The following is a 24326-nucleotide window of genomic DNA, read 5'->3' as shown; positions in this document are numbered from 1 at the left end:
ATGGGAGGAACATATGTTTAAAGCATTTTTAATCAAATACGGAGAAATCGGCATTAAGGGGAAAAATCGTCATCTCTTTGAGGCCGCACTGGTGCAGCAGATAAAATATGCCCTGAAACCGGTAGAGGGAGAATTTTCCATTACCAGAGAACAGGGCCGGATTTATGTGGAAGCGCTGGGGGATTATGATTATCAGGAAACTCTGGAACATCTTCAGCGGGTGTTTGGGATTGTGGGTATCTGTCCCGTGGTGATTACCGAAGACGAGGGATTTGAAAAGCTGGCGGAGGATGTGATTTCCTGGCTGGACAGACGTTATCCGGATAAAAATATGACCTTTAAAGTCCACACCCGCCGGGCAAGAAAAAATTATCCTCTCTGTTCCATGGAGGTAAACGCAGCGCTGGGAGAACGGATTCTGGAAGCTTTTCCGGAAATGAAAGTGGACGTGCACCATCCGGATATTCTGGTAAATGTTGAAATCCGAAAGAAAATCAATCTCTATTCGGATGTTCTGCCGGGGCCGGGCGGAATGCCTGTGGGCACCAACGGAAAAGGTATGCTGTTATTGTCCGGAGGCATTGACAGCCCTGTGGCCGGATACATGATTGCAAAACGAGGGGTTAAGATTGACGCTGTTTATTTCCATGCGCCGCCTTATACCAGCGAACGTGCAAAACAGAAAGTAGTGGATCTGGCCAGGATTGTGGCAAAATATGCAGGCCCCATCTATCTGAAAGTGGTGAATTTTACCGACATTCAGATGTATATTTACGAGCAGTGCCCCCATGAGGAACTGACCATTATCATGCGGCGTTATATGATGCGGATTGCAGAGCATTTTGCGGAAGAGACAGGTTCCCTTGGGCTGATTACCGGGGAGAGTATCGGACAGGTGGCCAGCCAGACCATGCAGTCGCTGGCAGCTACGGACGAAGTATGCAGATTTCCGGTATACCGGCCGCTGATTGGCTTTGACAAACAGGAGATTATTGCAGTTTCAGAGAAAATCGGCACTTACGAGACTTCCGTTCTGCCTTATGAGGACTGCTGCACCATTTTTGTGGCAAAGCACCCGGTAACAAAACCCAGTCTGAAAGTAATCAGGCGTTCGGAAACTCATCTGAAAGAAAAGATTGATGAAATGGTACGGACTGCCATTGAGACAGCAGAGACGATTGTGGTGGAATAAATGTTTATTTCCGCGAGCAGTGAACCATGCAAGTTGCATACCCCGTCAGCTTGCTGCGGGTTTTTTCCCGTACAAAAACCCCCATGGATTCATGGGGGACGTCGGTATCATTCAGATTAAACCAGATATGGTTTTAACGCTTCCATAATGTCGTCCACTTCTGTTTCCGCATGGATTGCCAGATCAATGGGCTTGGAAAGGTCAAGGCTGAAAATACCCATAATAGATTTTGCGTCAATCACGTATCTTCCGGAAATCAAATCGAAATCGAACTCAAACTGAGAGATGGCATTTACGAAAGATTTCACCTTATCAATAGAATTTAAAGAAATCTGAACTGTTTTCATGTAAGAACCTCCTTCATGATGGTACCTGCGGAACAATAATGTTCTGTAAATACAGGTAAATATTTGAAATATTTTCTATTATACTACCGTCTTTCATGGGAAAAGTCAATAACACCGTAACCAATTTCACAGATAAATGCAACAGGTTTTTCGGCAGTTTGACGTTGGAAAAGGCCTGTCGGCAGGGAAAAAAGAAAGGTTTTTGGAATATGAGAAAAGTAGCGCTGCATAATCTGGGATGTAAAGTGAATGCATATGAGACAGAAAGTATGCGCCGGATTCTGGAAGAAGCCGGATATGAGATTGTCCCATTTGAAGAACAGGCAGACGTCTATGTCATCAATACATGTTCTGTGACAAATATGGCTGACCGGAAATCCAGACAGATGATTCACCGGGCCAGAAAAAGGAATCCGGGAAGTGTGGTGGTGGCGGCAGGCTGTTATGTACAGACGGCAGAGGAACATGTCCGGGAAGACGGGGCTGCTGATATTTTAATAGGAAATAATAAGAAACATGAACTGGCAGATTTGCTGGAACATTTTTTTGCAGAGCGGGAAAAGCAGAAAGAAAGTATGATGCCTGCGCAGGAGGAAAGAAATGCTTCCTGCGTGCTGGTGGAAAATATTGCAGAGGACAGAATCTATGAAGAATCCGGCGTGAACCGGGCCGGAGAGCATACGCGGGCATTTGTAAAAGTACAGGACGGCTGTAACCAGTTCTGCAGTTACTGCATTATCCCCTATGCCAGAGGGCGGGTCAGAAGCAGGAATCCGGAACATACACTCCGGGAAGTGGAAGCCCTGGCTGCCAACGGATACCGGGAAGTGGTGCTGACAGGCATTCATCTGAGTTCTTACGGGACAGACCTGAACCGGCAGGATACTCCGGCCAGGGAAGAAATCAGCCTGCTGGCGCTGGTTCAGAAAGTCCATGAAATAAAGGGAATTGAACGTATCCGGCTGGGGTCTCTGGAGCCGAAAATTGTAACAGAAGATTTTGTCCGGGCGCTGTCAAAGCTGCCGAAAGTCTGCCCTCATTTTCATCTGTCCCTGCAGAGCGGCTGTGACGCCACCTTAAAACGGATGAATCGGAAATATACCTGTGAGGAGTATGCAAAAGGGTGTGGGCTGCTGCGGAAATATTTTACCCATCCGGCCATTACCACGGACGTAATTGTGGGTTTTCCGGGAGAGACAGAAGACGAATTTGCAGTTACAAGAAAATTTCTTAAAAGTATCGGATTCTTTGAAATCCATATTTTCCGCTATTCCCGCCGGGAGGGAACGCCTGCGGCCGGAATGGAACATCAGATACCGGAGCAGGTGAAAGCAGAGCGCAGCGACGCACTTTTTACAGACCTGTCCCGGATGAACCGGGAATTTCTGGACTGGTATTCCGGCCGGGAGGTGGAAGTTCTGATGGAAGAAGAAATTTCTGTGGAAGGAAAAAAGTATTTTCTGGGCCACACAGGGGAATACGTGAAAGCAGCGGTACATTTGCCGGATGGAGCATCCCGAAATCTGGCAAATAAGCTGGTGAAAGGCCGGGTGGCGTCGGTGCTGACGGAGGATGTGCTGCTGCTGGAGTTTATGGAGGAAGAATAATCTGAAAAATTTATGGAAGGAGAGAACGGCTGCAGGTATCGCTTTTGCAGCCGGAACAGAACAATGGAAAGAGAAAAATTAGGTTCCCGCCTTGGATTTATTTTACTGTCCGCAGGCTGCGCAATCGGAATCGGCAACGTATGGAGGTTCCCCTATGTGGCCGGTATGTATGGAGGAGGCGTCTTTGTGCTTTTCTATCTGTTTTTCCTGATTATCATGGGCGTTCCGGTCATGACCATGGAATTTGCTGTGGGCCGGGCCAGCAGGAAAAGCATTGTCCGAAGTTTTCAGGAACTGGAAAAACCGGGACAGAAATGGCATCTGAATGGTTATCCTGGAATGGCAGGCAACTATCTTCTGATGATGTTCTACACCACGGTAACCGGATGGATGCTGTACTATTTTTACCAGATGCTCACCGGAAAATTTCAGGGAAAAGACGCCGGACAGGTAGGACAGATGTTTCAGGATATGCTTTTAAGCCCGCAGATTCTGGGTTCTGCCATGGTAATCATTGTGGCCGCAGGAATATTCATCTGTTCCATGGGCCTGCAGAAAGGTGTGGAAAAGATTACCAAGGTTATGATGAGTATGCTGCTTGCCATTATTGTTCTTCTGGCAGTCCATAGCTGTACGCTGGAAAATGGTCTGGAAGGGCTGAAATTTTATCTGCTTCCTGATTTTCAGAGAATGCAGGAAGTGGGCATCTGGGAAACGGTTACCGCAGCCATGAATCAGGCGTTTTTCACCCTGAGCCTTGGAATCGGCGCCATGGGAATATTCGGCAGCTACATTGATAAAAGCCACCGGCTCCTGAGCGAATCGGTAAATATCGCCCTTCTGGACACCTTTGTGGCTCTTGTTTCCGGTCTGATTATTTTCCCCGCCTGCTTTTCTTTCGGCATCAGCCCGGATATGGGACCGCGCCTGATTTTTGTCACGCTGCCCAATGTATTTAACGGAATGGCCGGCGGACGCGTCTGGGGTACGCTGTTTTTCATCTTTATGACGTTTGCGGCCTTCTCCACCATACTGGCTGTATTTGAAAATATCATTTCCTGCGGTATGGATTTATTTCACTGGAGCAGAAAGAAGTCCTGCCTGATTAATCTGGGGGCAATTATCCTTCTGTCTCTGCCCTGTGTATTCGGCTATAATCTGTGGTCTGATTTTCAGCCTCTCGGCGCAGGCAGCACGGTTCTGGATCTGGAAGATTTTCTGGTAAGCAACCTGATACTGCCCATCGGTTCCCTCTGCTATCTTCTGTTCTGCGTGACACGGTTCGGCTGGGGCTTTGAAAATTACAGAAAAGAAACCAATACCGGTAACGGTCTTAAGCTGCCCCGGTGGATTCGTCCTTATCTGACGTTTATCCTGCCTGTGCTGATCCTGTTTCTGATTGTAAAAGGACTCCTGGGAAATTAACCGGGAGCCCTGAAAGGGGAGATATGGATTCCATGGACAATTATGTAAAAAAATAAAAATTGTTCTTGACTTTCCAACCTGTAATATGTATAATGAATTTGTTGAGTTTTGAAGAACAAAGTCAAAGTCAAAGTATGGCTCGTTGGTCAAGCGGTCAAGACGCCGCCCTCTCACGGCGGAAACAGGGGTTCGATTCCCCTACGAGCTGCTAAGCTATAATTGAATAGCCCAACCCGATAAAACGCCGGGATACCTGATAATGGTATTCCCGGCGTTTTGTTGGAATTTTGCCGGAATTATGAACCGGACAGATGTATTCGCAGGTTTTCCGCCCTTCTGGTCTCCGGAAGCGGGCAGGCTGTCTGTGGCCTGTTCAAAGGGCATAGGCTGAACTGTTGGAATGGAGACGGTAAATTGTCCTCAGGCACATTGACTTTTCTGCAAAAATATATTAAAACAATAATAAAGAGGCAGATACCTTATTTGCCGAAAACAGAAGGTAACGAGGAAATAAAATGGCAAGTATCAGAGAAGTAGCACAGGAAGCAGGAGTAGGAGTGGGAACCGTGTCACGCGCCCTGAATGGTTCCGGGTATGTTTCGGCCGAGACAAGGAAAAAAATTGAAAAAGCAGCCAGGAAGCTGAACTATACGCCTAATGAGCTGGCAAGAAATCTCTATCATAATAAAACAGGAATCGTGGGAGTGATCGTGCCTGATCTGGATCATCCCTTTTTTGCTTCCCTGGTGAAATATATTGAAATGGAATTATATGAACAGGGATACAAAACCATGATTTGCAATACGGTAGGCATCAGCAGCCGGGAACAGGAATATCTGGATATGCTGGGGCGGAACATGGTGGACGGGATTATCACAGCTTCTCATGGTCTGGAGGTGGAAGAATACCGCAGGCAGGTGAAGCCTATTGTCTCTATAGACCGTGATCTTGGGCCTCAGATTCCACTGATAGGCTGCGACCATGCAAAGGGCGGGAGACTGGCGGCGGAACTTATGATTAAGGCCGGGCGAAAGAAAATATACCTGGTTTCCGGAATTTCGCCGAATGTTACGGCAAATGACAGATACCTTGCATTTATGCGGAAAATGGAAGGAACAGGAGTCACGGTTCTCAGGGAAGTAATGGAATGGAATATATTTCACTGGGATGCACATTATAAAATGGCGGAAGAAATTTTTAAGAACTATCCCGATATTGACGGAATTTTTGGAGGGGATCTGGCCGCCATTGCCTGTCTGAACATGGCACAGAAAAGAGGGCTGCGGGTACCGGAAGATATTTCGATTATTGGATTTGATGCCACAACGCCTTCCAATATGGTATATCCCCGGCTGACTGCAATTCGGCAAAATGTAGAATTATTGGCTGAAGTTTCGGTGAATACCCTGCTGGACATCGTGGAACAGCGGAAAAATGTGCCTCATCGTCTGATTCTGGACGTGGAAATCCAGCCTGGAGGAACAGCATAATCGAAATTTTTAGTGAAATTGTAAAAAAACCATAAACAAGATTTAGTGAAAATAGTTAAGAAAGAAGATTTTGTATAAATTGCACAATACAAAATCTTCTTTTTTGTTGTCAGAGGAAAAAGGGCCGAAAGATAATTGACAAATTTCTCATAGTGTACTACAATCCATATATGGAACGGGTTCCATAATGATAAGAGAAAAAGAAAAAATAGATATTATAAATTTAATATTATATTATATGGAACCGGTTTTATATACAATAAAATTCTGACAGGTACACAGAGAATTTATTCAGTGAAGGAAAGGAGGAGACAGATGAATACGGGAGATTATACAATGCTGGAGATATTTGCAGAAGCATTGCAGTCGGGCGGAAAAATCCGTTTGCTTTCCGGAGGAGGCAGACAGCAGGAGGTTTTTGCAAAAAGCAGAAATCTGTCGACATTAAAGCAGAGTTCCGTTCCGGAGAACTGTCAGGAAATACCGGTGGAATCCGGATATTACAGATGGCTCAGAATACCGGTGGAGCAGGAAACAGAGTATGAAATCCTCTGCGAAGGATGTAGGGTTTCTCTCTGTTATCTCAGCGGCTGCGAACATATTCTGGAAACCGGGGTCTGTTATCTGGAACAGGAAAAGGAGAACGGAAGATTTATAAAAGGCAGTCAGAAGGAACAGTATGATTCCCCTGTACGGGAGGCATATCACTTTTCCCCCTGGAAAAACTGGCTCAATGATCCTAACGGGCTGTGCTGGTTTCAGGGATATTACCATTTGTTTTTCCAGTTCAATCCCCACAGCCAGCAGTGGTCTCAGATGTACTGGGGTCATGCGGCAAGTAAAGATCTGGTTCACTGGGTTCATCTTCCGGTTGTGCTGGAGCCGCAGGAAGAGATACTGAAGAATCCGGAACAATTCAAAGGAGGCGCATTTTCCGGCTCTGCCGTAGTATATGGAAATGAAGCGGTATTTTTTCTGACCCGGAGCAGCGGTCCTCATATTGACAGTGCGAAAACACTACAGCAGCAGTGGATGGCAAAGAGTGGAGATATGCTGCATTTTACGGAAGAAAAGCTGGTGATTGACAGGCCGCCTCAGGGAGCGTCTTTTGATTTCAGAGATCCAAAAGTAATACGGGCAGAAGGAAAATGGTATATGGTTCTGGGAAGCGCTCTGGAAGAAAAAGCGGCTGTTTTGCTGTATGAATCCGAAGATCTGGAACACTGGAGTTATTTCGGTCCGCTGCTTGTGGAACAGGAAAACGGTATCCGCTGTATGGAGTGTCCCGATTTTATGGAGTTGGACGGGAAAGCTCTGGTAATCGGAGCATTGATGCAGCATCGTGATGCCGGAGGCAGATATCAGATGTGCAGATATTATACAGGGGAGTTTCAAAACGGTATATTTACGGAAGAAGACAGAGGATGGTTTGATTTCGGCGGCAATTGTTACGCAATGCAGAGTTTTGAGCACGAGGGCCGCAGAATCAGCATTGGATGGATTGCTGATTTTTATGAGGAACATCTGGAACTTGAAAACGGAGCCTGCGGAAGCATGACGATTCCCAGAGAAATGCATATCCGGGGCAGCCGATTGTATCTTACGCCGGTTAAGGAAATGGAATCTCTGAAAGCAGAGTGCCTGTACCGGGGACATGGAGAGAATGTCTGTCTGGAAGAAATTCATCCCAATGTGTATAAGGCAGAACTGGAATTTGAGAATAACATTCCATTTTCTGTCCGGCTGGGCGGAGATACGGCACGGAAGATTCTGCTTGTTTATGATGAGAAAGGACTGCATCTGGAAACAAAAGGGGTAAAAAGCGAACATGTTCTGTTTCCGGCGGAGGTGGATAAAGTGGAAAAGCTGGAAATTTTTACGGACCGCAGGACGGTGGAAATTTATGTAAATGACGGCGAAGCAGTGGGAACAAAATTATTTTATGATATCCGGGACAGCGGGTGTTTTATATTGCATACGGAGATGCCGGCATGTATTAAAAAGGTGGAAATATTCCGCATGAAATCCATATGGGAGTGACCGGATCGGTGTGCATGGAACAGATTCAGATGGATGGAACAGTATTTTCCAAATGGAATTCATCGGCGGAAAAACGAAAAAGGAGAGGAAAGATGCGAAAAAGAGTAATTGCGGCATTACTTGCAGCTGCAGTGGCGTCAGGTATGTGTACCCTTACCGGCTGCGGCGGAGCGAAGGAGCGGGTAAACGAAGACGGGGAATCGGTAATTACCGTATGGAGCCCCAGTGACGAGCCGGCGATTGAAGAATGGTGGGTGGAGAAAATTGAAGCCTTCAATCATGCCCACGAGGGGGAAATTGAGCTGCGCAGGGAAGCCATTGTACGTGCGGATTCCTATGCATATGAAGATAAGGTCAATGCGGCCATAACCTCCAACGATTTACCGGATATCCTGTATGTGGACGGACCGAATGTATCTATTTATGCGGCAAATGAAATAATTCTTCCCCTGGATGATTTCTTTTCCGAGGAAGAATGGAGTGATTTTTTTGATTCCTCCAGACAGCAGAATACTTATGACGGAAAAATTTATGCGGCAGGTGCAACGGAAAGCTCCGTGGCATTGTACTACAATAAGGATATGCTGGATGAAGCAGGGATTTCCGTGCCGGAGCGCAAAGAAGATGCCTGGACCTGGAGTGAATATTATGATGCGGCAAAAAAACTTACAAAAGACGGAGTAGTGGGAACCAATATTATTATGGATAAGGGAGAAGGCCTCTCCTATGTGCTGGAACAGTTCTGGATTTCCAACGGGACGGATTTTGTCAATGAAGACGGAAGTTCCGCCAATGGATGGCTGAACAGCCCGGAAGGTGTGGAAGCGGCAGAATTTTTAAACAGCCTGATTCGGGATGGGTATGCCAATATTGACCCTGTTCAGAAGGAATTCCATAACGGTAAAGCGGCAACCATGCTGGGCGGTTCCTGGGAAGTGGCAACGCTGGAAAAGGATTATCCGGATTTGAACTGGGGCGTTACCTGGTTTCCGGTGGCCGACGAAGACGGGGTTCTTACTTCTCCTACCGGCGACTGGGCAGCGGCTGTTACAAAAAATGTTCAGGACATGGATGCTGTCAGAGAGGTGATGCGTTTTCTGTTTTCAGAGGAAAATGTAACTACTTATGCGCAGGCGATTTCAAAGCCTCCTACCAGGATTTCCAGTTATGACGTATTGACGGAATACAATGAGTATCCTCGCTCCATTTTTAAAGAACAGCTGATGGAAACCGGGCATCCAAGGCCGAGAACGCCTTCTTACAGCGTACTGACGGCAGAATTTGCAGAAGCAATGCTGAATATTTTTACCGGCGTAGATGCGCAGGAAGCCCTGGATGCAGCCGCAGCAGCCACAGATAAAGATTATAAAAAATATTATGGGAAAGATTAATACAGAAGGGGGATTGGCTATGAAGAAATCCATCAATAAAGTAAGTGAAAGAAGAGCGGCGTATCTTTTCGTGATTCCGGCCGTAGCTTTGCTGGCAGCATTTTTAATTTATCCGTCTCTGCAGACCATTCGGTATGCCTTTACGGATTATAATATTATGCGTCCGGATCGGATTGTGTTCTGCGGGTTTAATAATTTTGCAGAACTGTTTCAGGATGAAGATTTTTGGATTGCGGTAAAAAATACCCTTTATTTTACAGTTCTGGTGGTGCCGTTTCAGACGATTCTGGCATTGGCCCTGGCTCTTTTGATTTCCTCCAGGAGAAAAGGCGTGTCTGTGTTTCGGGCAGCGTATTTCAGCCCGCAGGTAACTTCTATGGTAGTTGTGGCAATCCTCTGGACGGTCATGTATAATTCCAGCCCGGACAGCGGTTTGTTAAATGCGTTGCTGGTAAAGCTGGGACTGGAACCCTGCGGATTTCTGAACGACCCGAAAACGGCGATGAATTCCATTATTTTTATGTCTGCATGGCAGGGTGCCGGATACCAGATGATGATCTTCCTGGCCGGACTGCAGGGGATTTCCAGAGAGCAGTATGAAGCGGCTTCCATCGACGGTGCGGGGAAAATACAGAGCTTCTTCTATGTGACTCTTCCGGGTCTTAAGAGCGTTATTCAGTATGTGGTAATGATTACCGTAATCCAGGCTATGAAACTCTTTACTCAGCCTTATGTTATGACAAAAGGCGGTCCTCAGAATTCTACCCGTACGCTGGTGTATTATATTTATGAACAGGGCTTCCAGAAGCGGAATTTCGGATACGCCTGTGCGGTGGCGGCTGTTTTCTTTGTAATTGTTATCAGCCTTTCACTGGGAATGAAGAAAATTATCAAAGCGGAATAGATTTGGGAGGAGGATTCTTATGACGAAGAGAAAAACATTTGAAAATATTGTGTTTTATCTTGGCAATACATTGGTTGCACTGATTTTTGTATCGCCTCTTATATGGATGATTTCGTCTTCCTTAAAGCCGGAATCGGAGATTTTTAAGGGATTGAATTCAATGTCCACCTTTTTCCCAAAAGGGGCTTCCCTTAACAATTATATAGAAGTATTTCAGAGAATCAATATGTGGAAATTTATCGGGAACAGCCTGTTTTATGTGTTGATTATTATTGTCCTGGACCTTCTGGTGAATTCCATTTGCGGGTATGCGCTGGCGAAATTTGAATTTCGGGGAAAAAGTCTCCTGCTGACCCTTGTTATCAGTCTGATGGTATTTCCGGCAGAGGCGATTATGCTTCCCATGTATCGGGAGATGGCGGATTTGGGCTGGATTAATTCCTGGGCCTCTCTGATTGTACCTTTTGTAGCAAAATGTTTCAGTATCTATATGTTCCGCCAGTTTTTTCTGGGCATACCGGATGAATTGCTGGAAGCAGCTTCCATCGACGGCTGCGGTCCGGTACGGACATTTTTCAAAGTGGTAATGTCCATATCAGGAACTGTGTATGCCACGATTTTTATTCTGGATTTTGTGGCTCACTGGAATGACTTTATGTGGCCGCTGCTGGTAGTGACGGGAGAAGAAAAACGTACCATTCAGCTGGCAATCCAGACCTTTTTCGGTTCCAAACCCATCAATTACGGGCCCATTATGGCGTCCCTTACTATTTCTGCCATTCCGATGCTGATTATGTTTATCTTCCTGCAGAAATACTATGTGGAAGGTATTGCATCTACAGGAATTAAGGGCTAAAAGAAGTTTTCCTGCAAAGTCCATAAGAATATCACAAATCATAACGGAGGGAATCATGGAAGGAGCGTTTCATTTGGAAGGCAGAGTATTTCGGATTTTGGAAAAAGCATTTGCACTGATAAAACTGAATTTTTTGTGGATGGTATGTTCGCTTCCTCTGATAACAGGAGGGGCCGCCCTCTGCGCCCTGCATGTCATGGCAGTAAAGATTCTGAAAGATGAGGAGGGTTATGTGTTTCGGGGTTTTTGGAAAGTGTATCGGGAAAAGATGAAATTGTCTCTGAAATTATGGATTCCTTTTTTTACCGGAGGAGTTGTCCTGTGTCTGGATTATCTGTTCTGGAGGAATACTGAAGGAGATTTTGCCGGAGCTATGAGGGGATTTATCTGTGTTTTGTCCGGTCTGTGGTTTGTGCTGGCAATTTATATCTTTCCCCTTGCTGCGAGAATGGATACAAAGGCAGGAGTGACCTGGCGCAATGGGATTTTGCTGATGTTTAAGTATCTGCCTCAGTCTCTGTATCTTTTGTTTTTTACGGTTCTGTTTCTTACTGCCGGACTTCTGTGGACGCCTGTATTTTATGTGGTTTTGCTGGCCGGAGGTTCGCTGCTGGCAGTGGTTCATGGGAAGATGCTGCTGTGGATATTTGAGAAAGAAAAGATTTTATAAAACAAGTCACAGATCGCCTGCCAGGCAGGCTTTGCTGCTGCCGCAGCGCCTGTCTGAGGCTTAAGGTGAGCTCCGCTCATAACCGGCAAGACCTGTTCATTCATGTATTTACCATGAGGGGAAAACCACGAAGTGGGAAGAACCCTGATGGTTCCTCCTGTAAGAATCTCGTACACAGAATGCAGTCTATGGCTGAACTGTTACAAAAAATGGAAATATCCTGTATTTTCCCTTGCATTTGATTCCGTTAAGTGCTATCATAAGTACGATAACATGATAAACTCAGACTTGAGAGTGGGCTTTTGTCCACTCTCAATTTTATGCACAGGGCCCGCAGAAAAAATCTGACGAATGTGTGCCCGGAAGCTGAGTGGAAAGAAGGTGTGGAAATGTCAGGAAAGAAAACTTACGAGCAGCGTACCGAAGAACTGCTGCTTCCGATTATAGAAGAGTATCAGTTTGAACTGGTGGATGTGGAGTATGTGAAGGAAGGCGGAAACTGGTATCTGAGAGCCTACATTGATAAAGAAGGCGGAATTACCGTGGACGACTGTGAAATTGTCAGCAGACGAATGAGCGACTTGCTGGATGAGCAGGATTTTATTGAGGAATCCTATATTTTTGAAGTGAGCTCTCCGGGGCTGGGAAGGCCTCTGAAGAAAGAGAAGGATTTTAAGAGAAGTCTGGGGAAAGAAGTGGAAATCAGGACTTACCGGGCTATCGAGAAAGAAAAAGAATTTTACGGCGTCTTAAAATCATATGATAAAACTACGGTAACCATAGAAGTGGAGAATCAGGAAGAAAAGGTGTTTGCAAAGACAGACATTGCATTAATCCGTCTGGCTTTCGATTTTTAATACAAACGTTTCAGGAGGGTAAAAGAAATGAACAATGAATTATTGGAAGCGTTGAACATACTGGAGAAAGAAAAAGATATCAGCAAAGATACTTTGCTGGAAGCAATAGAAAATTCGCTGATTACCGCATGTAAAAATCATTTTGGCAAATCAGACAATATCAAAGTCGACATCAATCCGGAAACCTGTGAATTCCATGTGTATGCGGAAAAAACAGTGGTGGAGGAAGTGGAAGACAGCGTGATGGAAATCAGCGTTGCCAATGCCAGAATGATTGATTCCAAATATGATGTGGGAGATATCGTCAATATTGAGGTAAAATCCAAAGAATTCGGACGTATTGCCACTCAGAATGCCAAGAATGTGATTCTGCAGAAGATTCGGGAGGAAGAGCGCAAGGTGCTCTTTGACCAGTATTATGGAAAAGAAAAAGATGTGGTAACCGGAATTGTACAGCGGTATGTAGGGAAGAACATCAGTATCAATCTGGGCAAGGTAGACGCTATTTTAAGTGAAAACGAGCAGGTAAAAGGCGAAGTATTCCAGCCTACGGAGAGGATTAAGCTCTATATCCTGGAAGTAAAATCAACCTCCAAGGGTCCGAAAATCCTGGTGTCCAGAACCCATCCGGAACTGGTGAAGCGTCTGTTTGAGTCGGAAGTGACAGAGGTAAAAGAAGGAATTGTGGAAATCAAAAGCATTTCCAGAGAAGCCGGAAGCAGAACCAAGATTGCAGTCTGGAGCAATGACCCGGATGTGGACCCGGTAGGGGCCTGTGTGGGGCTGAACGGAGCCAGGGTAAACGCCATTGTCAATGAACTGCGGGGAGAGAAAATCGACATTATCAACTGGAGCGATAATGCGGCAATGCTGATTGAAAATGCGTTAAGCCCTGCAAAAGTAATTTCCGTTATTGCAGATGCGGAAGAAAAGACAGCCAGAGTGGTGGTGCCGGATTACCAGTTATCTCTGGCAATCGGAAAAGAAGGGCAGAACGCAAGACTTGCCGCAAGGCTGACCGGATTTAAGATTGACATTAAAAGTGAGACTCAGGCAAGAGAAGCCGGAGACTTTATGGATTATGAAAATGAATATGAGGAATACGAAGAAGATTATGAAGCCGGCGATTACGATGAGGCGGAAGAATATTACGAGGAAGATCCTGATTTAGAATATGAAGAAGAATCCGGGTATGAGGGAGAGTCAGGATACGAAGAAGATTCTGAGTATGAGGGAGAATCCGGATATGAAGAAGATTCTGAGTACGAGGGAGAATCCGAATATGAGGGAGAATCTGAATACGAAGAAGAGGGGAATAAAAATGACTAAAAAGATTCCCATGCGCCAGTGTGTGGGCTGCGGTGAAATGAGAAGCAAGAAGGAACTTCTGCGGGTCATCCGAACCGGAGAAGATGAAATTCTTCTGGATGTCACCGGAAAGAAGAACGGGAGAGGCGCCTATCTCTGTCCCGGCAGAGAATGTCTTGAAAAGGCTCTGAAAGGAAAGGGACTGGAACGTTCTCTGAAAATATCCATACCGGAAGAAATAATCGAAAATCTGACAAAGGAGATGGAAGCCATTGCAGCAAGATAAGATTCTGTCCATGCTTGGGCTGGCGGCGAAAGCGGGGAAAATAGCAAGCGGAGAGTTTTCCACAGAAAAGGCGGTGAAATCCCATCAGGCATTTCTTGTGATTATTTCTGCGGAAGCTTCGGAAAATACGAAAAAAATGTTTCGAAATATGTGTTCTTATTATCATGTTCCAATGTATCTGTACGCTCCGAAAGAGACATTGGGCCATGCCATCGGCAAACAGTATCGCGCCAGTCTTGCAGTATTGGATGAAGGATTTGCCGCAAACCTGATAGAAAAGTTGAAAATAGCAGATGTAACGGAATAACGGAGGTAGTAACATATGGCAAAAGTCAGAATATATGAAATTGCAAATGAATTGAACATACAATCTAAAGACGTAATCGAATTTCTGAAGGAGAAAAATATAGTAAAAAAGACGGCAAGCAGTGCCATAGAAGATGATGTAATTGATATGGTAAAAAAGAAATTTAACGGGGGAAAAGCAGACAGTCCGAAAACGGAAACAGAAAAGAAAAAAGAAGAATCGTCCAAAAATATCCAGGCGAAAGGGGCAGCGCCTGAGAATGAAACGAAAAAAGGAGATGCAGCCAGACCAGTGAAAGCAGAAGCCGATAAACCGGAAACAGGAAAACAGGAAACAGAACGTCCCAGAAAAAAATCCAGTATCACTGCTGTGTTTAATCCCCAGAACAGCAAGACTGCACCGAGACGTCCGGCAAGGCCGCAGGGAGAGAGAAATAACCGTCCGCAGGGAGAGCGGGGAGCAAGACCGCAGGGAGAGAGAAATAACCGTCCGCAGGGAGACAGACCGGTAAGGCCCCAGAACGGAGAGAAAAATATTCGGGCTCAGGAAGAACGGGGAGCAAGACCGCAGGGAGAGAGAAATAACCGTCCACAGGGAGACAGACCGGCAAGACCGCAGGGAGAGAGAAATAACCGTCCGCAGGGAGAGAGAAATAACCGTCCGCAGGGAGACAGACCGGCAAGACCGCAGGGAGAGCGGGGAACAAGGCCGCAGGGAGAGAGAAATAACCGTCCGCAGGGAGACAGACCGGCAAGACCGCAGGGAGACAGAAACAGCAGGTCCCAGGGAGACCGGAATAACCGTCCGTTCCAGAACGGACGTCCCGGACAGAAAAATCGTTTTGAGCAGGAAATTCATAAGATGAATCAGAATGCGCCATCCTCCTCCATGGAAGAAACCAGAGGGAAGGAAAGCCGGGAGCGTGACAACCGCAAGGGCGGCAATCAGCGGCATGAAAAAGAGCTGATGGGCAGGAAAAAAGAACGGTTTGACAATCTGGAAAAGAAAACCAGAGGCAAAAAGCCTCAGCAGCCCCAGCAGCCTCAGAAGAAAGAGGAAGAGACGATTAAGACGATTACCATTCCGGAAAAACTTACTATCCGGGAGCTGGCGGACCGCATGAAAATCCAGCCTTCTGTGATTATCAAAAAACTGTTTTTACAGGGCAATATCGTAACCGTGAACAGTGAAATTGATTTTGCGGCAGCAGAAGAAATCGCGCTGGAATTCAACTGTATCTGCGAGCAGGAAGAAAAGATAGACGTAATAGCGGAACTGCTGAAAGAGGAAGAAGAAGACGTGTCCGTTCAGGAAAAACGTCCTCCGGTTGTGTGTGTTATGGGACACGTGGATCATGGAAAAACATCCCTGCTGGATGCAATTCGCGATACCCATGTGATTGACCGGGAGGCAGGCGGCATTACCCAGCACATCGGCGCTTATATGGTAGAGTGCAACGGGGAAAAGATTACGTTTCTGGACACACCGGGACACGAGGCATTTACCGCAATGCGTATGCGAGGGGCCAATGCAACAGACATTGCCATCCTGGTAGTGGCTGCAGACGACGGTGTTATGCCCCAGACGGTGGAAGCCATCAGCCATGCCAAAGCGGCAGGCGTGGAAATTATCGTGGCAATTAATAAGATTGATAAGCCCAGCGCCAATGTGGAACGGGTGAAACAGGAACTGGCAGAATATGAGCTGATTCCGGAAGACTGGGGCGGAAGTACTATTTTTGTACCGGTATCCGCACATTCCCATGAGGGAATTGACACACTGCTGGAAATGATTCTGCTGACAGCGGAAATCTGTGAGTTAAAGGCAAATCCCAGCCGGAATGCACGAGGTCTTGTGATTGAGGCCCAGCTTGATAAAGGCCGGGGTTCTGTAGCCACCATTCTGGTTCAGAAGGGAACTTTGAAGGTAGGGCAGCCGGTAGCCTGCGGAAGCTGTTACGGAAAAGTAAGAGCCATGATTGACGACAAGGGCAGGAGAGTGAAAGAAGCAGGGCCTTCCACACCGGTGGAAATATTAGGATTGAATAATGTGCCCAATGCCGGGGAAATCTTTGTATGTACAGATTCGGAAAAAGAGGCCAAGAGCTTTGCGGATACTTTTATTTCCGAGGGACGGGAGAAAATGCTGGAAGAGACAAAATCCAGAATGTCTCTGGATGATCTGTTCTCCCAGATTCAGTCCGGAAATATCAAAGAACTTCCCATTATTGTGAAAGCGGACGTACAGGGTTCCGTGGAAGCGGTAAAGCAGAGTCTTGTAAAACTCTCCAACGAAGAAGTTGTGGTAAAAGTCATCCATGGAGGCGTGGGGGCTATCAACGAGTCCGATGTGAGTCTTGCTTCTGCTTCCAACGCCATTATCATTGGATTTAACGTGCGTCCTGACGCCACTGCAAAAGCGACGGCAGAGCGGGAAGGCGTGGATATGCGTCTGTATAAAGTAATTTACAATGCCATTGAGGATGTACAGGCGGCAATGAAAGGTATGCTTGACCCCGTATTTGAAGAAAAGGTGCTGGGCCATGCGGAAGTGCGCCAGATATTCAAAGCCTCCGGAGTGGGAAATATTGCCGGCTCCTATGTGCTGGACGGTGTGTTCCAGAGAGGCTGCAAGATACGTATTTCCAGAGGAGAAGAACAGATTTTCGAAGGGAATCTGGCATCTCTGAAGCGGTTTAAGGATGACGTGAAGGAAGTAAAAGCGGGCTATGAATGCGGCCTGGTATTTGAGGGCTTCAACGATATTCAGGAACTGGATGTGGTAGAAGCATATACCATGGTGGAAGTGCCCCGTTAGAAAGGCAGAATATGAAAAAGAACAGCATTAAAAATACAAGAATCAACGAGGAGGTCCTGCGGGAGCTGAGCAACATCATCCGGGGGGAAATCAAAGACCCCAGAATCAACCCCATGACCTCTGTGGTGGCAGTGGAAGTGGCTCCGGATTTAAAAAGCTGCAAGGCGTATATCAGCGTACTGGGAGACCAGGATTCACAGACCAGTACGCTGGCCGGCTTAAAAAGTGCGGAAGGCTATATCCGCAGCAAACTGGCCCGGAATATCAACCTGAGAAATACGCCGGAAATCCGGTTTGTACTGGACCAGTCCATTGAATACGGCGTGAGCATGTCGAAACTTATTGACGATGTGAACAGACAGCAGGAACCGCAGCGATAGACACAGACAGGGAGAACACAGCAATGAAAGATTTAGCGTCAGAACTGGCTCAGGTAAAAACAGTTGCCGTTGCAGGACATGTGAGGCCGGACGGGGACTGCGTCGGCTCCTGCCTGGCAACCTATAATTACATCACCACCTGGTTTCCCCGGACGGAAGTGGATTTGTATCTGGAGCCCATACCCAATATTTTTAAATTTCTGCATCATGCGGACCGGATATGCCATACCTGCGAAAGCGATAAAGTCTACGACCTCTGCATTGTGCAGGACTGCGGGGATACTGCCCGTCTTGGGGCAGCGGTAAAATATTTCAATACGGCAAAAAAGACCATCTGTATTGACCATCATGTGAGCAATGACAGCTTTGCAGACGAAAATTATATTTTTCCGGAGAAAAGTTCCACCTCGGAACTGATTTTTGAACTGCTGGAGGAAGACAGGATTACAAAGGAAATTGCGGAATGCATTTATGTGGGTATTGTGCATGACACCGGGGTATTCCAGTATTCCAGCACTTCCCCGCAGACCATGAACGTTGCGGGAATTCTCATGGGAAAGGGTATCAACTATACGAAAATCATAGATGAAACCTTCTATACCAAAACCTTTGAGCAGAATAAGATTCTGGGACAGGCCCTGTTAAACAGCAGGCGTTATCTGGAAAACCAGGTAATTGCCGCAGCAGTCACGAGAGAAGAAATGGAGAGGTATCATGTCCTTCCCAAACATCTGGACGGGATTGTCAGCCAGCTTCGGGTGACAAAAGGCGCGGAAGCCGCCATATTTCTCTATGAAAATGAAGACGGTTCCTGGAAAATCAGTATGCGCTCCAACGAAAGAGTGGATGTGGCGGAAATTGCCGTGAAATTCCAGGGGGGAGGACATGTCCGGGCAGCCGGAGCCACCATGGAAGGCAGCAGCGAGTCAGTCATCGAAAAGCTCTGTGAAGAAATGAAAAAACAGCTTCAGAGCGGAGATGCGCAGGGAGCAGTCAGAACATGATAAACGGAATCATTAATGTATACAAGGAAAAAGGATATACATCCCACGATGTGGTGGCAAAACTCCGGGGAATTTTGAGGCAGAAAAAGATTGGCCATACGGGAACGCTGGACCCGGAAGCGGAAGGAGTGCTTCCGGTCTGCCTTGGCAGAGCCACCAGGGTCTGCGACATGCTGACAGAGAAAGACAAAGTGTATGAGGCCACACTGCTGCTGGGAAAGACCACGGATACCCAGGACATGACAGGGACGGTTCTGGAGGAAAAAGAGGTAACCTGTCCCCCGGAACAGGTGATGGAAGTAATCGCAGGATTTACAGGAACACAGCGGCAGATTCCTCCCATGTATTCCGCTCTGAAGGTCAACGGCAGAAAGCTCTGTGATCTGGCAAGGGCGGGGATTGAAGTGGAGCGGAAACCCAGGGAGATTACAGTATTTTCCATTCAGGTTCTGAAAGAGGAACTTCCCAGGGTGCGGCTGCGGGTGCATTGCTCCAAAGGAACCTATATTCGGACGCTGTGCCACGATATCGGACAGAAACTGGGCTGCGGCGGATGTATGGAAGCATTGCTGCGTACCAGAGTGGCGGATTTTAAAGTACAGGATGCCGTCCGGCTGGCGGAAGTGGAAGCTCAGGTACAGGCAGTCAGGGCACATGACCCTCAGAAAGAGCTGACCAGGGAAGATTTGCCGGGACTGGTAAAAAATACGGACTGTGTATTTCTTCCATATCCCTGTTCCTCGGTGCAGAAAGAATTTTCCGGACTGTTATACAATGGAAACGCACTGAAACCGGAGTGGCTGACAGAATGGCACGAAGAATATCGTCAGACCATCCTGCGTCTTTATGATGAAAAGCAGTCATTTGCTGGTATTTACCGCTGGGATGAAAAAAGAAAAGAACTGAAGCCGGTCCGGATGTTCATGGACCTGCCCTGAGGGCGGTTTTTACATGGAAAGGCAAAGTGAGCATTGCCCTGAGGAGGAAACGAACATGGAATACATAAAGCAAAGTATCACTTTTGAAATCAAGGAGCCGACGGTACTGTCTCTGGGAAAGTTTGACGGACTTCACCGGGGACATGAACTGCTGATGGATTATATGGCAAAAAGAAAAAAGGAGAATCCGGGATTAAAGGCAGTGATTTTTACTTTTGACATACCGCCGGGGAAACAGATTCAGAATACACCGGTCCAGGTACTGACCACCAATCAGGAAAAAGTGAAACTTTTTGAGAGTATCGGCATTGATTATCTGATTGAATGTCCTTTTACAGAAGAAATTATGCGCATGGAGCCGGAGGAATTTATAGAACGGATTGTGACAGGGCTTCACGTGAAATATATGGTGGTGGGAACGGATTTCCGGTTTGGCCACAAACGCCGGGGCGATTACCGGATGCTGGAAGCGTATGCTTTCCGGTATGGATATGAAGTGGAAGTGGTGGACAAAATGCAGGAGGAAGGCAGAGATATCAGCAGTACTTTTGTCCGGGAGGAAATTGCCGGAGGAAATATGGAGAAAGCAAACCGGCTGCTGGGATATGAATTTTTTGTGGAAGGGCAGATTCTCCATGGAAAGAAGCTGGGGAAGCCTGTGCTGGGTATTCCCACTATCAACCTTGAGCCCCCGGCGGACAAGCTGCTGCCGCCTTTTGGCGTATATCTTACCGTGACAGAATATTGCGGAGCGGAATATCCGGGTATTACCAATGTGGGGTGCAAGCCCACCATTGAGGGAGAGAACCCGGTGGGAGTGGAAACCCACCTTTTTGACGTATCGGAGGATATGTACGGAGCGCAGGTCAAAGTGAAATTTTTAAGCCGGGTGCGGGAAGAACGCAGGTTTGACAGCCTGGAAGTACTGAAATCTCAGATGGAGCAGGACATCTTATACGGAAGGAAATATTTTGATACACATTGTATCATCCGCGGAAATTAACCGGATGATACCGGAGGAAGCAGAACCCCGCGGCGGGATGTTCGGCAGCGGGAATGAAAAAGGGAGAATACCATGGAATTAATAGTAACATTGCTTGGAGGTCTTGGACTGTTTTTATTCGGTATGAGCTTTATGAGCCAGGGCCTGCAGAAAGCGGCAGGAGCCAGGCTCAGGAGCATTTTGGAGGCCATGACGAAAAATAAAATTATCGCGGTGCTGTTCGGAGCCCTGTTTACAGCGATTATTCAGTCCTCAGGCGCCACTACCGTTATGGTGGTCAGCTTTGTAAATACCGGAATTATGACGCTGGCCCAGTCAGTGGGGATTATCTTTGGAGCCAATATCGGTACCACGATTACGTCTCAGCTTGTAGCCTTTAACCTGACGGGAGTTGCTCCCGTGATTCTTTTTGTAGGCGCGGTCTTTATGATGTTCGGAAAGCGGCCTATGGTGAAAAAAGTCGGAGAAGTTATTCTGGGGTTCGGCGCACTGTTTCTGGGAATCAGTATGATGAAAGACGCCATGTCCGGTCTGCGGGAATATCAGAATGTACTGAATATTCTGGCCAGTCTGGATAACCCGATACTTGGAATTCTGCTGGGAACGGTAATTACGGTTGTTGTTCAGAGTTCCTCGGTAACAGTCAGCATTCTGCTTCTGATGGCCAGCCAGGGCCTGGTGGCTCTTCCGGTCTGCTTTTATGTGGTTCTGGGATGTAACATCGGTTCCTGTACGCCGGCAGTGCTGGCCAGCCTGGACGCCAAAAAAGATGCAAAGCGGGCGGCACTGATTCATGTGATGTTCAATGTGTTCGGCATGGTGATTATCGGCATTCTGCTGGCATTTGGCATGAAGCAGTTTGAATCTTTTATTTTACATATTTCAGGTGCGGATGTGGGACGATGCGTGGCAAATGCGGATTCCCTGTTCAAAATTTTCCAGACCATTATCTTTCTTCCGGTTTCCTCTCAGTTTGTATCGCTGACCAGGCGGCTGATACCGGGAGAAGATGTGGAAAACAAAGAATACCAGCTTCTCTATATCGGAAAACAGAATATTTTCTCCCCCTCCACAGCAGTGGTGGAAACCACTCAGGAAATCGAGCGGATGGGAACCATGGCCCGGCAGAATTTAAATCTTGCCATGGAAGCATTTTTTGAGGGAAATGAAGAAAAGATTGCCAGAGTTTACAAGACGGAAAAGCAGATTGATTTCCTGAGCCATGAGCTGACGGATTACCTGGTAAAAATCAACCAGCTTCAGCTTCCCGTTGTGGATGCGAAACGAATCGGCGGCCTGTTCCATGTGGTCAGCGATATTGAGCGAATCGGGGATCATGCGGAAAATATTGCGGATTTTGCAGTGAAGTGTCTGGAGGAACATCTGGATTTTACCAGGAAAGGCGCCAGGGAAATTCAGGAAATGCACCGGAAAACCATGATAATCCTGGAAAAGGCCATGGAAATGTTTGTGACGCTGGATGAAAAGAACCTGCAGGATATTCTGGAACTGGAGGATGACATTGACCATATGGAGCGCGAACTGCAGCAGAACCATGTGAAGCGGATGGCCAAAGGAAAATGCTCTCCCATGTCCGGTATAATTTTTACGGATCTGGTAACAGGGCTGGAACGTGTGGCAGACCACGCCACCAACATTGCTTTTTCCATTCTGGATAAGGACCCGGAGGAGAAAACGGACTGAGCGGATACTGTTTTGTGGATAACTGACACCCTGCGGAGACGGAACATGGATAAGGACTGTGAATTTCTACAAATATTACATAAATATTACGACAATCTTGACAATGTAATTTTCAGTTGATATAATTGCAAATGAACAGGACAGGCAGTCGGGGAGCAGGAGAGAGCTGTCATGTCCGGAGAAGTATGAAGATAAGCAGGTAACTGAAGATAGAAAAATGTCCGGGAGGTCAGAGATGAAGAACAGATTCAGGAAAGCAATCGCAGCATGTATGTCAGGAGCAATGATTTTTGGTATGGTTCAGATACCGGCAGAAGCAGCAAATGTGGACGCGGGAGTGACTGCCATGCTCAGTGCGAGCCTTACCACGGATTCGGATGCCGCCGGGGAAGAACCCCAGGTTCCGTCAACTGTATGCGGCTATACCAACCTTGGAATTGCACAGGTGGAGAATCATCTGAATATTCGTGAAGGGGCCGGAGAAGAATATGATCTGGTAGGAAAATTACCGGTAGACGCCGGATGTGAGATATTATCCCAGGAGGGAGAATGGTTTCAGATTCGCTCCGGAAAAGTAACCGGATATGTGAAAGGCGAGTTTCTGCTGACCGGACAGGAGGCAGCGGCCAGGGCGGATGAAGTGAAATCCATTGTTGCAACTTCCGTAACTCAGACGCTGAATGCGAGAGTGGAGCCCAATACGGACTGTTCCATCTGGACCATGATTGCAGAAGGCGAAGAGCTGCAAATGCTGGAAGATCAGGGCGAATGGCTGAAAGTAGATGTGGACGGTGACGAGTGTTATGTGGCCAGAGAATTTGTGGAACTGTCAGAGCAGCTTCCCAAGGCAATGACCATGACTGAGATTCGTTATGGGGAAGGAATTTCCGATGTGCGTGTGGATATGGTTCAGTATGCATGTCAGTTTGTGGGCAACCGTTATGTATGGGGCGGCACAAGTCTGACCAACGGTGTGGACTGTTCCGGATTTACCATGCGGATTTATGAGAAATATGGTATTTATCTGCCCCATTCCTCCAGCGCCCAGTCAGGATATGGAACCAGAATCAATCCTTCTGAAGCAAAACCGGGAGACCTGTTCTTCTATGGAAACGGAGGAGGAATTAACCACGTTGCCATGTATATCGGAAACGGACAGGTGGTACATGCAAGTTCAGCGAAAACGGGAATTAAGATTTCCAATGCATTCTACCGTACGCCCATTTGTGCTACGAGACTGATTAGTGATTGAGAATAATAAGTATGTGCTTTTTTGTTTCACATATAATAAAATAGAGCCATAAGGCTCTATTTTATTATACATAAAAAATAATCAGGCTTACCGGATAAACATATCAGCAGTAAGAAAAATGCAAATCCCGGATTGTGAGAAATTGTAGGAGGTAAAAGAAGATTATGAGTTTTTGGGGGCTTTTCTGCAGTAATACCTTTGGGCTGACAATAAGTGTGTTATTTATGCTCTGGACCTCCATGTTGCTTTTGGAGCGGAAACCATATCAAATAAGAGAGCGCAAAGTGAAAATAATTGCTTTTACTATATTATTTATCTGTGTCTGGGCATTGACAGGGACAGTTTTTTATAAAATGGGTATTTTTCGATGGGGGTATAATGCAGGACAAATCCTGTTTACCTATATGGGAATGACGGGAGCAATGTTTTATTTATATTTTCTCTATCGGGAAAATCTGCTGGCTTGTTGGATTTCGGCTGTTTTTTTAGAAATGTTGGAATCTTTTGCGGTACACATAGGGATTTTATTTTCACCTGATATGATTTTT

21 protein-coding genes and 1 tRNA gene are annotated in these 24326 nt (G+C 46.6%); 21 read left to right on the top strand and 1 reads right to left on the bottom strand.

The window, feature by feature from the left end; translation table 11 throughout:
• The first annotated feature begins 13 nt into the window (after positions 1-13).
• Positions 14-1192 (top strand): tRNA uracil 4-sulfurtransferase ThiI, encoded by a 1179-nt coding sequence (gene thiI, locus VSQ32_07805; protein ID MEH2942768.1) that lies wholly within the window; start codon positions 14-16, stop codon positions 1190-1192.
• A gap of 116 nt (positions 1193-1308) precedes the next feature.
• Here the strand turns inward: thiI and VSQ32_07800 are convergent, their stop codons facing one another.
• On the bottom strand, positions 1309-1539 hold the full coding sequence (locus VSQ32_07800) for an HPr family phosphocarrier protein (GenBank protein ID MEH2942767.1): 231 nt from the start codon (positions 1537-1539) through the stop codon (positions 1309-1311).
• A gap of 209 nt (positions 1540-1748) precedes the next feature.
• Between VSQ32_07800 and mtaB the strand changes: the two genes are divergently transcribed.
• The 20 genes from mtaB (at position 1749) to VSQ32_07700 (ending at position 23778) form a co-directional block, all read left to right on the top strand.
• A complete protein-coding gene (gene mtaB / locus VSQ32_07795; GenBank protein MEH2942766.1) occupies positions 1749-3146 on the top strand; it encodes a tRNA (N(6)-L-threonylcarbamoyladenosine(37)-C(2))-methylthiotransferase MtaB in 1398 nt (465 codons plus the stop codon).
• A gap of 63 nt (positions 3147-3209) precedes the next feature.
• Positions 3210-4571, top strand: coding sequence for a sodium-dependent transporter (locus VSQ32_07790; protein MEH2942765.1), 1362 nt, complete (start codon positions 3210-3212; stop codon positions 4569-4571).
• 136 nt (positions 4572-4707) lie between these two features.
• Positions 4708-4779: transfer RNA gene (locus VSQ32_07785), tRNA-Glu, on the top strand.
• Between the two features lie 307 nt (positions 4780-5086).
• Positions 5087-6061, top strand: coding sequence for a LacI family DNA-binding transcriptional regulator (locus VSQ32_07780; GenBank protein ID MEH2942764.1), 975 nt, complete (start codon positions 5087-5089; stop codon positions 6059-6061).
• Between the two features lie 315 nt (positions 6062-6376).
• Positions 6377-8101: a glycoside hydrolase family 32 protein gene (locus VSQ32_07775; protein MEH2942763.1), complete on the top strand. Its 1725-nt coding sequence runs from the start codon at positions 6377-6379 to the stop codon at positions 8099-8101.
• Positions 8102-8193: 92 nt separating this feature from the next.
• Positions 8194-9492, top strand: coding sequence for a sugar ABC transporter substrate-binding protein (locus tag VSQ32_07770; GenBank protein MEH2942762.1), 1299 nt, complete (start codon positions 8194-8196; stop codon positions 9490-9492).
• A gap of 19 nt (positions 9493-9511) precedes the next feature.
• Positions 9512-10396, top strand: a complete 885-nt coding sequence (locus tag VSQ32_07765) for a sugar ABC transporter permease (GenBank protein MEH2942761.1) — start codon at positions 9512-9514, stop codon at positions 10394-10396.
• A gap of 19 nt (positions 10397-10415) precedes the next feature.
• A complete protein-coding gene (locus VSQ32_07760) occupies positions 10416-11252 on the top strand; it encodes a carbohydrate ABC transporter permease (GenBank protein ID MEH2942760.1) in 837 nt (278 codons plus the stop codon).
• Positions 11253-11307: 55 nt separating this feature from the next.
• Entirely contained in the window at positions 11308-11922 is a 615-nt protein-coding gene (locus tag VSQ32_07755; protein ID MEH2942759.1) for a YesL family protein, read from the top strand.
• Positions 11923-12311: 389 nt separating this feature from the next.
• On the top strand, positions 12312-12779 hold the full coding sequence (gene rimP, locus VSQ32_07750) for a ribosome maturation factor RimP (protein ID MEH2942758.1): 468 nt from the start codon (positions 12312-12314) through the stop codon (positions 12777-12779).
• 27 nt (positions 12780-12806) lie between these two features.
• Positions 12807-14108, top strand: a complete 1302-nt coding sequence (nusA, locus tag VSQ32_07745) for a transcription termination factor NusA (GenBank protein ID MEH2942757.1) — start codon at positions 12807-12809, stop codon at positions 14106-14108.
• A complete protein-coding gene (locus VSQ32_07740) occupies positions 14101-14373 on the top strand; it encodes a YlxR family protein (GenBank protein ID MEH2942756.1) in 273 nt (90 codons plus the stop codon). Before nusA ends, VSQ32_07740 begins: the two co-directional genes overlap by 8 nt.
• Positions 14360-14680 carry a ribosomal L7Ae/L30e/S12e/Gadd45 family protein gene (locus tag VSQ32_07735; GenBank protein ID MEH2942755.1) on the top strand — a complete coding sequence of 107 codons (321 nt, stop codon included), beginning with the start codon at positions 14360-14362 and terminating at the stop codon, positions 14678-14680. Before VSQ32_07740 ends, VSQ32_07735 begins: the two co-directional genes overlap by 14 nt.
• Before the next feature lie 15 nt (positions 14681-14695).
• Positions 14696-17497, top strand: coding sequence for a translation initiation factor IF-2 (infB, locus tag VSQ32_07730; GenBank protein ID MEH2942754.1), 2802 nt, complete (start codon positions 14696-14698; stop codon positions 17495-17497).
• 11 nt (positions 17498-17508) lie between these two features.
• On the top strand, positions 17509-17877 hold the full coding sequence (gene rbfA / locus VSQ32_07725; protein MEH2942753.1) for a 30S ribosome-binding factor RbfA: 369 nt from the start codon (positions 17509-17511) through the stop codon (positions 17875-17877).
• Positions 17878-17900: 23 nt separating this feature from the next.
• Entirely contained in the window at positions 17901-18881 is a 981-nt protein-coding gene (locus VSQ32_07720) for a bifunctional oligoribonuclease/PAP phosphatase NrnA (GenBank protein MEH2942752.1), read from the top strand.
• Positions 18878-19819 (top strand): tRNA pseudouridine(55) synthase TruB, encoded by a 942-nt coding sequence (truB, locus tag VSQ32_07715; GenBank protein MEH2942751.1) that lies wholly within the window; start codon positions 18878-18880, stop codon positions 19817-19819. Before VSQ32_07720 ends, truB begins: the two co-directional genes overlap by 4 nt.
• Before the next feature lie 55 nt (positions 19820-19874).
• A complete protein-coding gene (locus tag VSQ32_07710) occupies positions 19875-20822 on the top strand; it encodes a bifunctional riboflavin kinase/FAD synthetase (GenBank protein MEH2942750.1) in 948 nt (315 codons plus the stop codon).
• Positions 20823-20894: 72 nt separating this feature from the next.
• Positions 20895-22526: a Na/Pi cotransporter family protein gene (locus tag VSQ32_07705; GenBank protein ID MEH2942749.1), complete on the top strand. Its 1632-nt coding sequence runs from the start codon at positions 20895-20897 to the stop codon at positions 22524-22526.
• A gap of 235 nt (positions 22527-22761) precedes the next feature.
• Positions 22762-23778 carry an NlpC/P60 family protein gene (locus tag VSQ32_07700; GenBank protein MEH2942748.1) on the top strand — a complete coding sequence of 339 codons (1017 nt, stop codon included), beginning with the start codon at positions 22762-22764 and terminating at the stop codon, positions 23776-23778.
• The last annotated feature ends 548 nt before the right edge of the window (positions 23779-24326 follow it).

It is taken from the genome of Lachnospiraceae bacterium JLR.KK002 (genome assembly GCA_036941025.1).
GTDB lineage: Bacteria > Bacillota > Clostridia > Lachnospirales > Lachnospiraceae > Petralouisia.
Note: the sequence above shows the minus strand (reverse complement) of the source record. Positions and strands in the feature narration are given on the sequence as shown.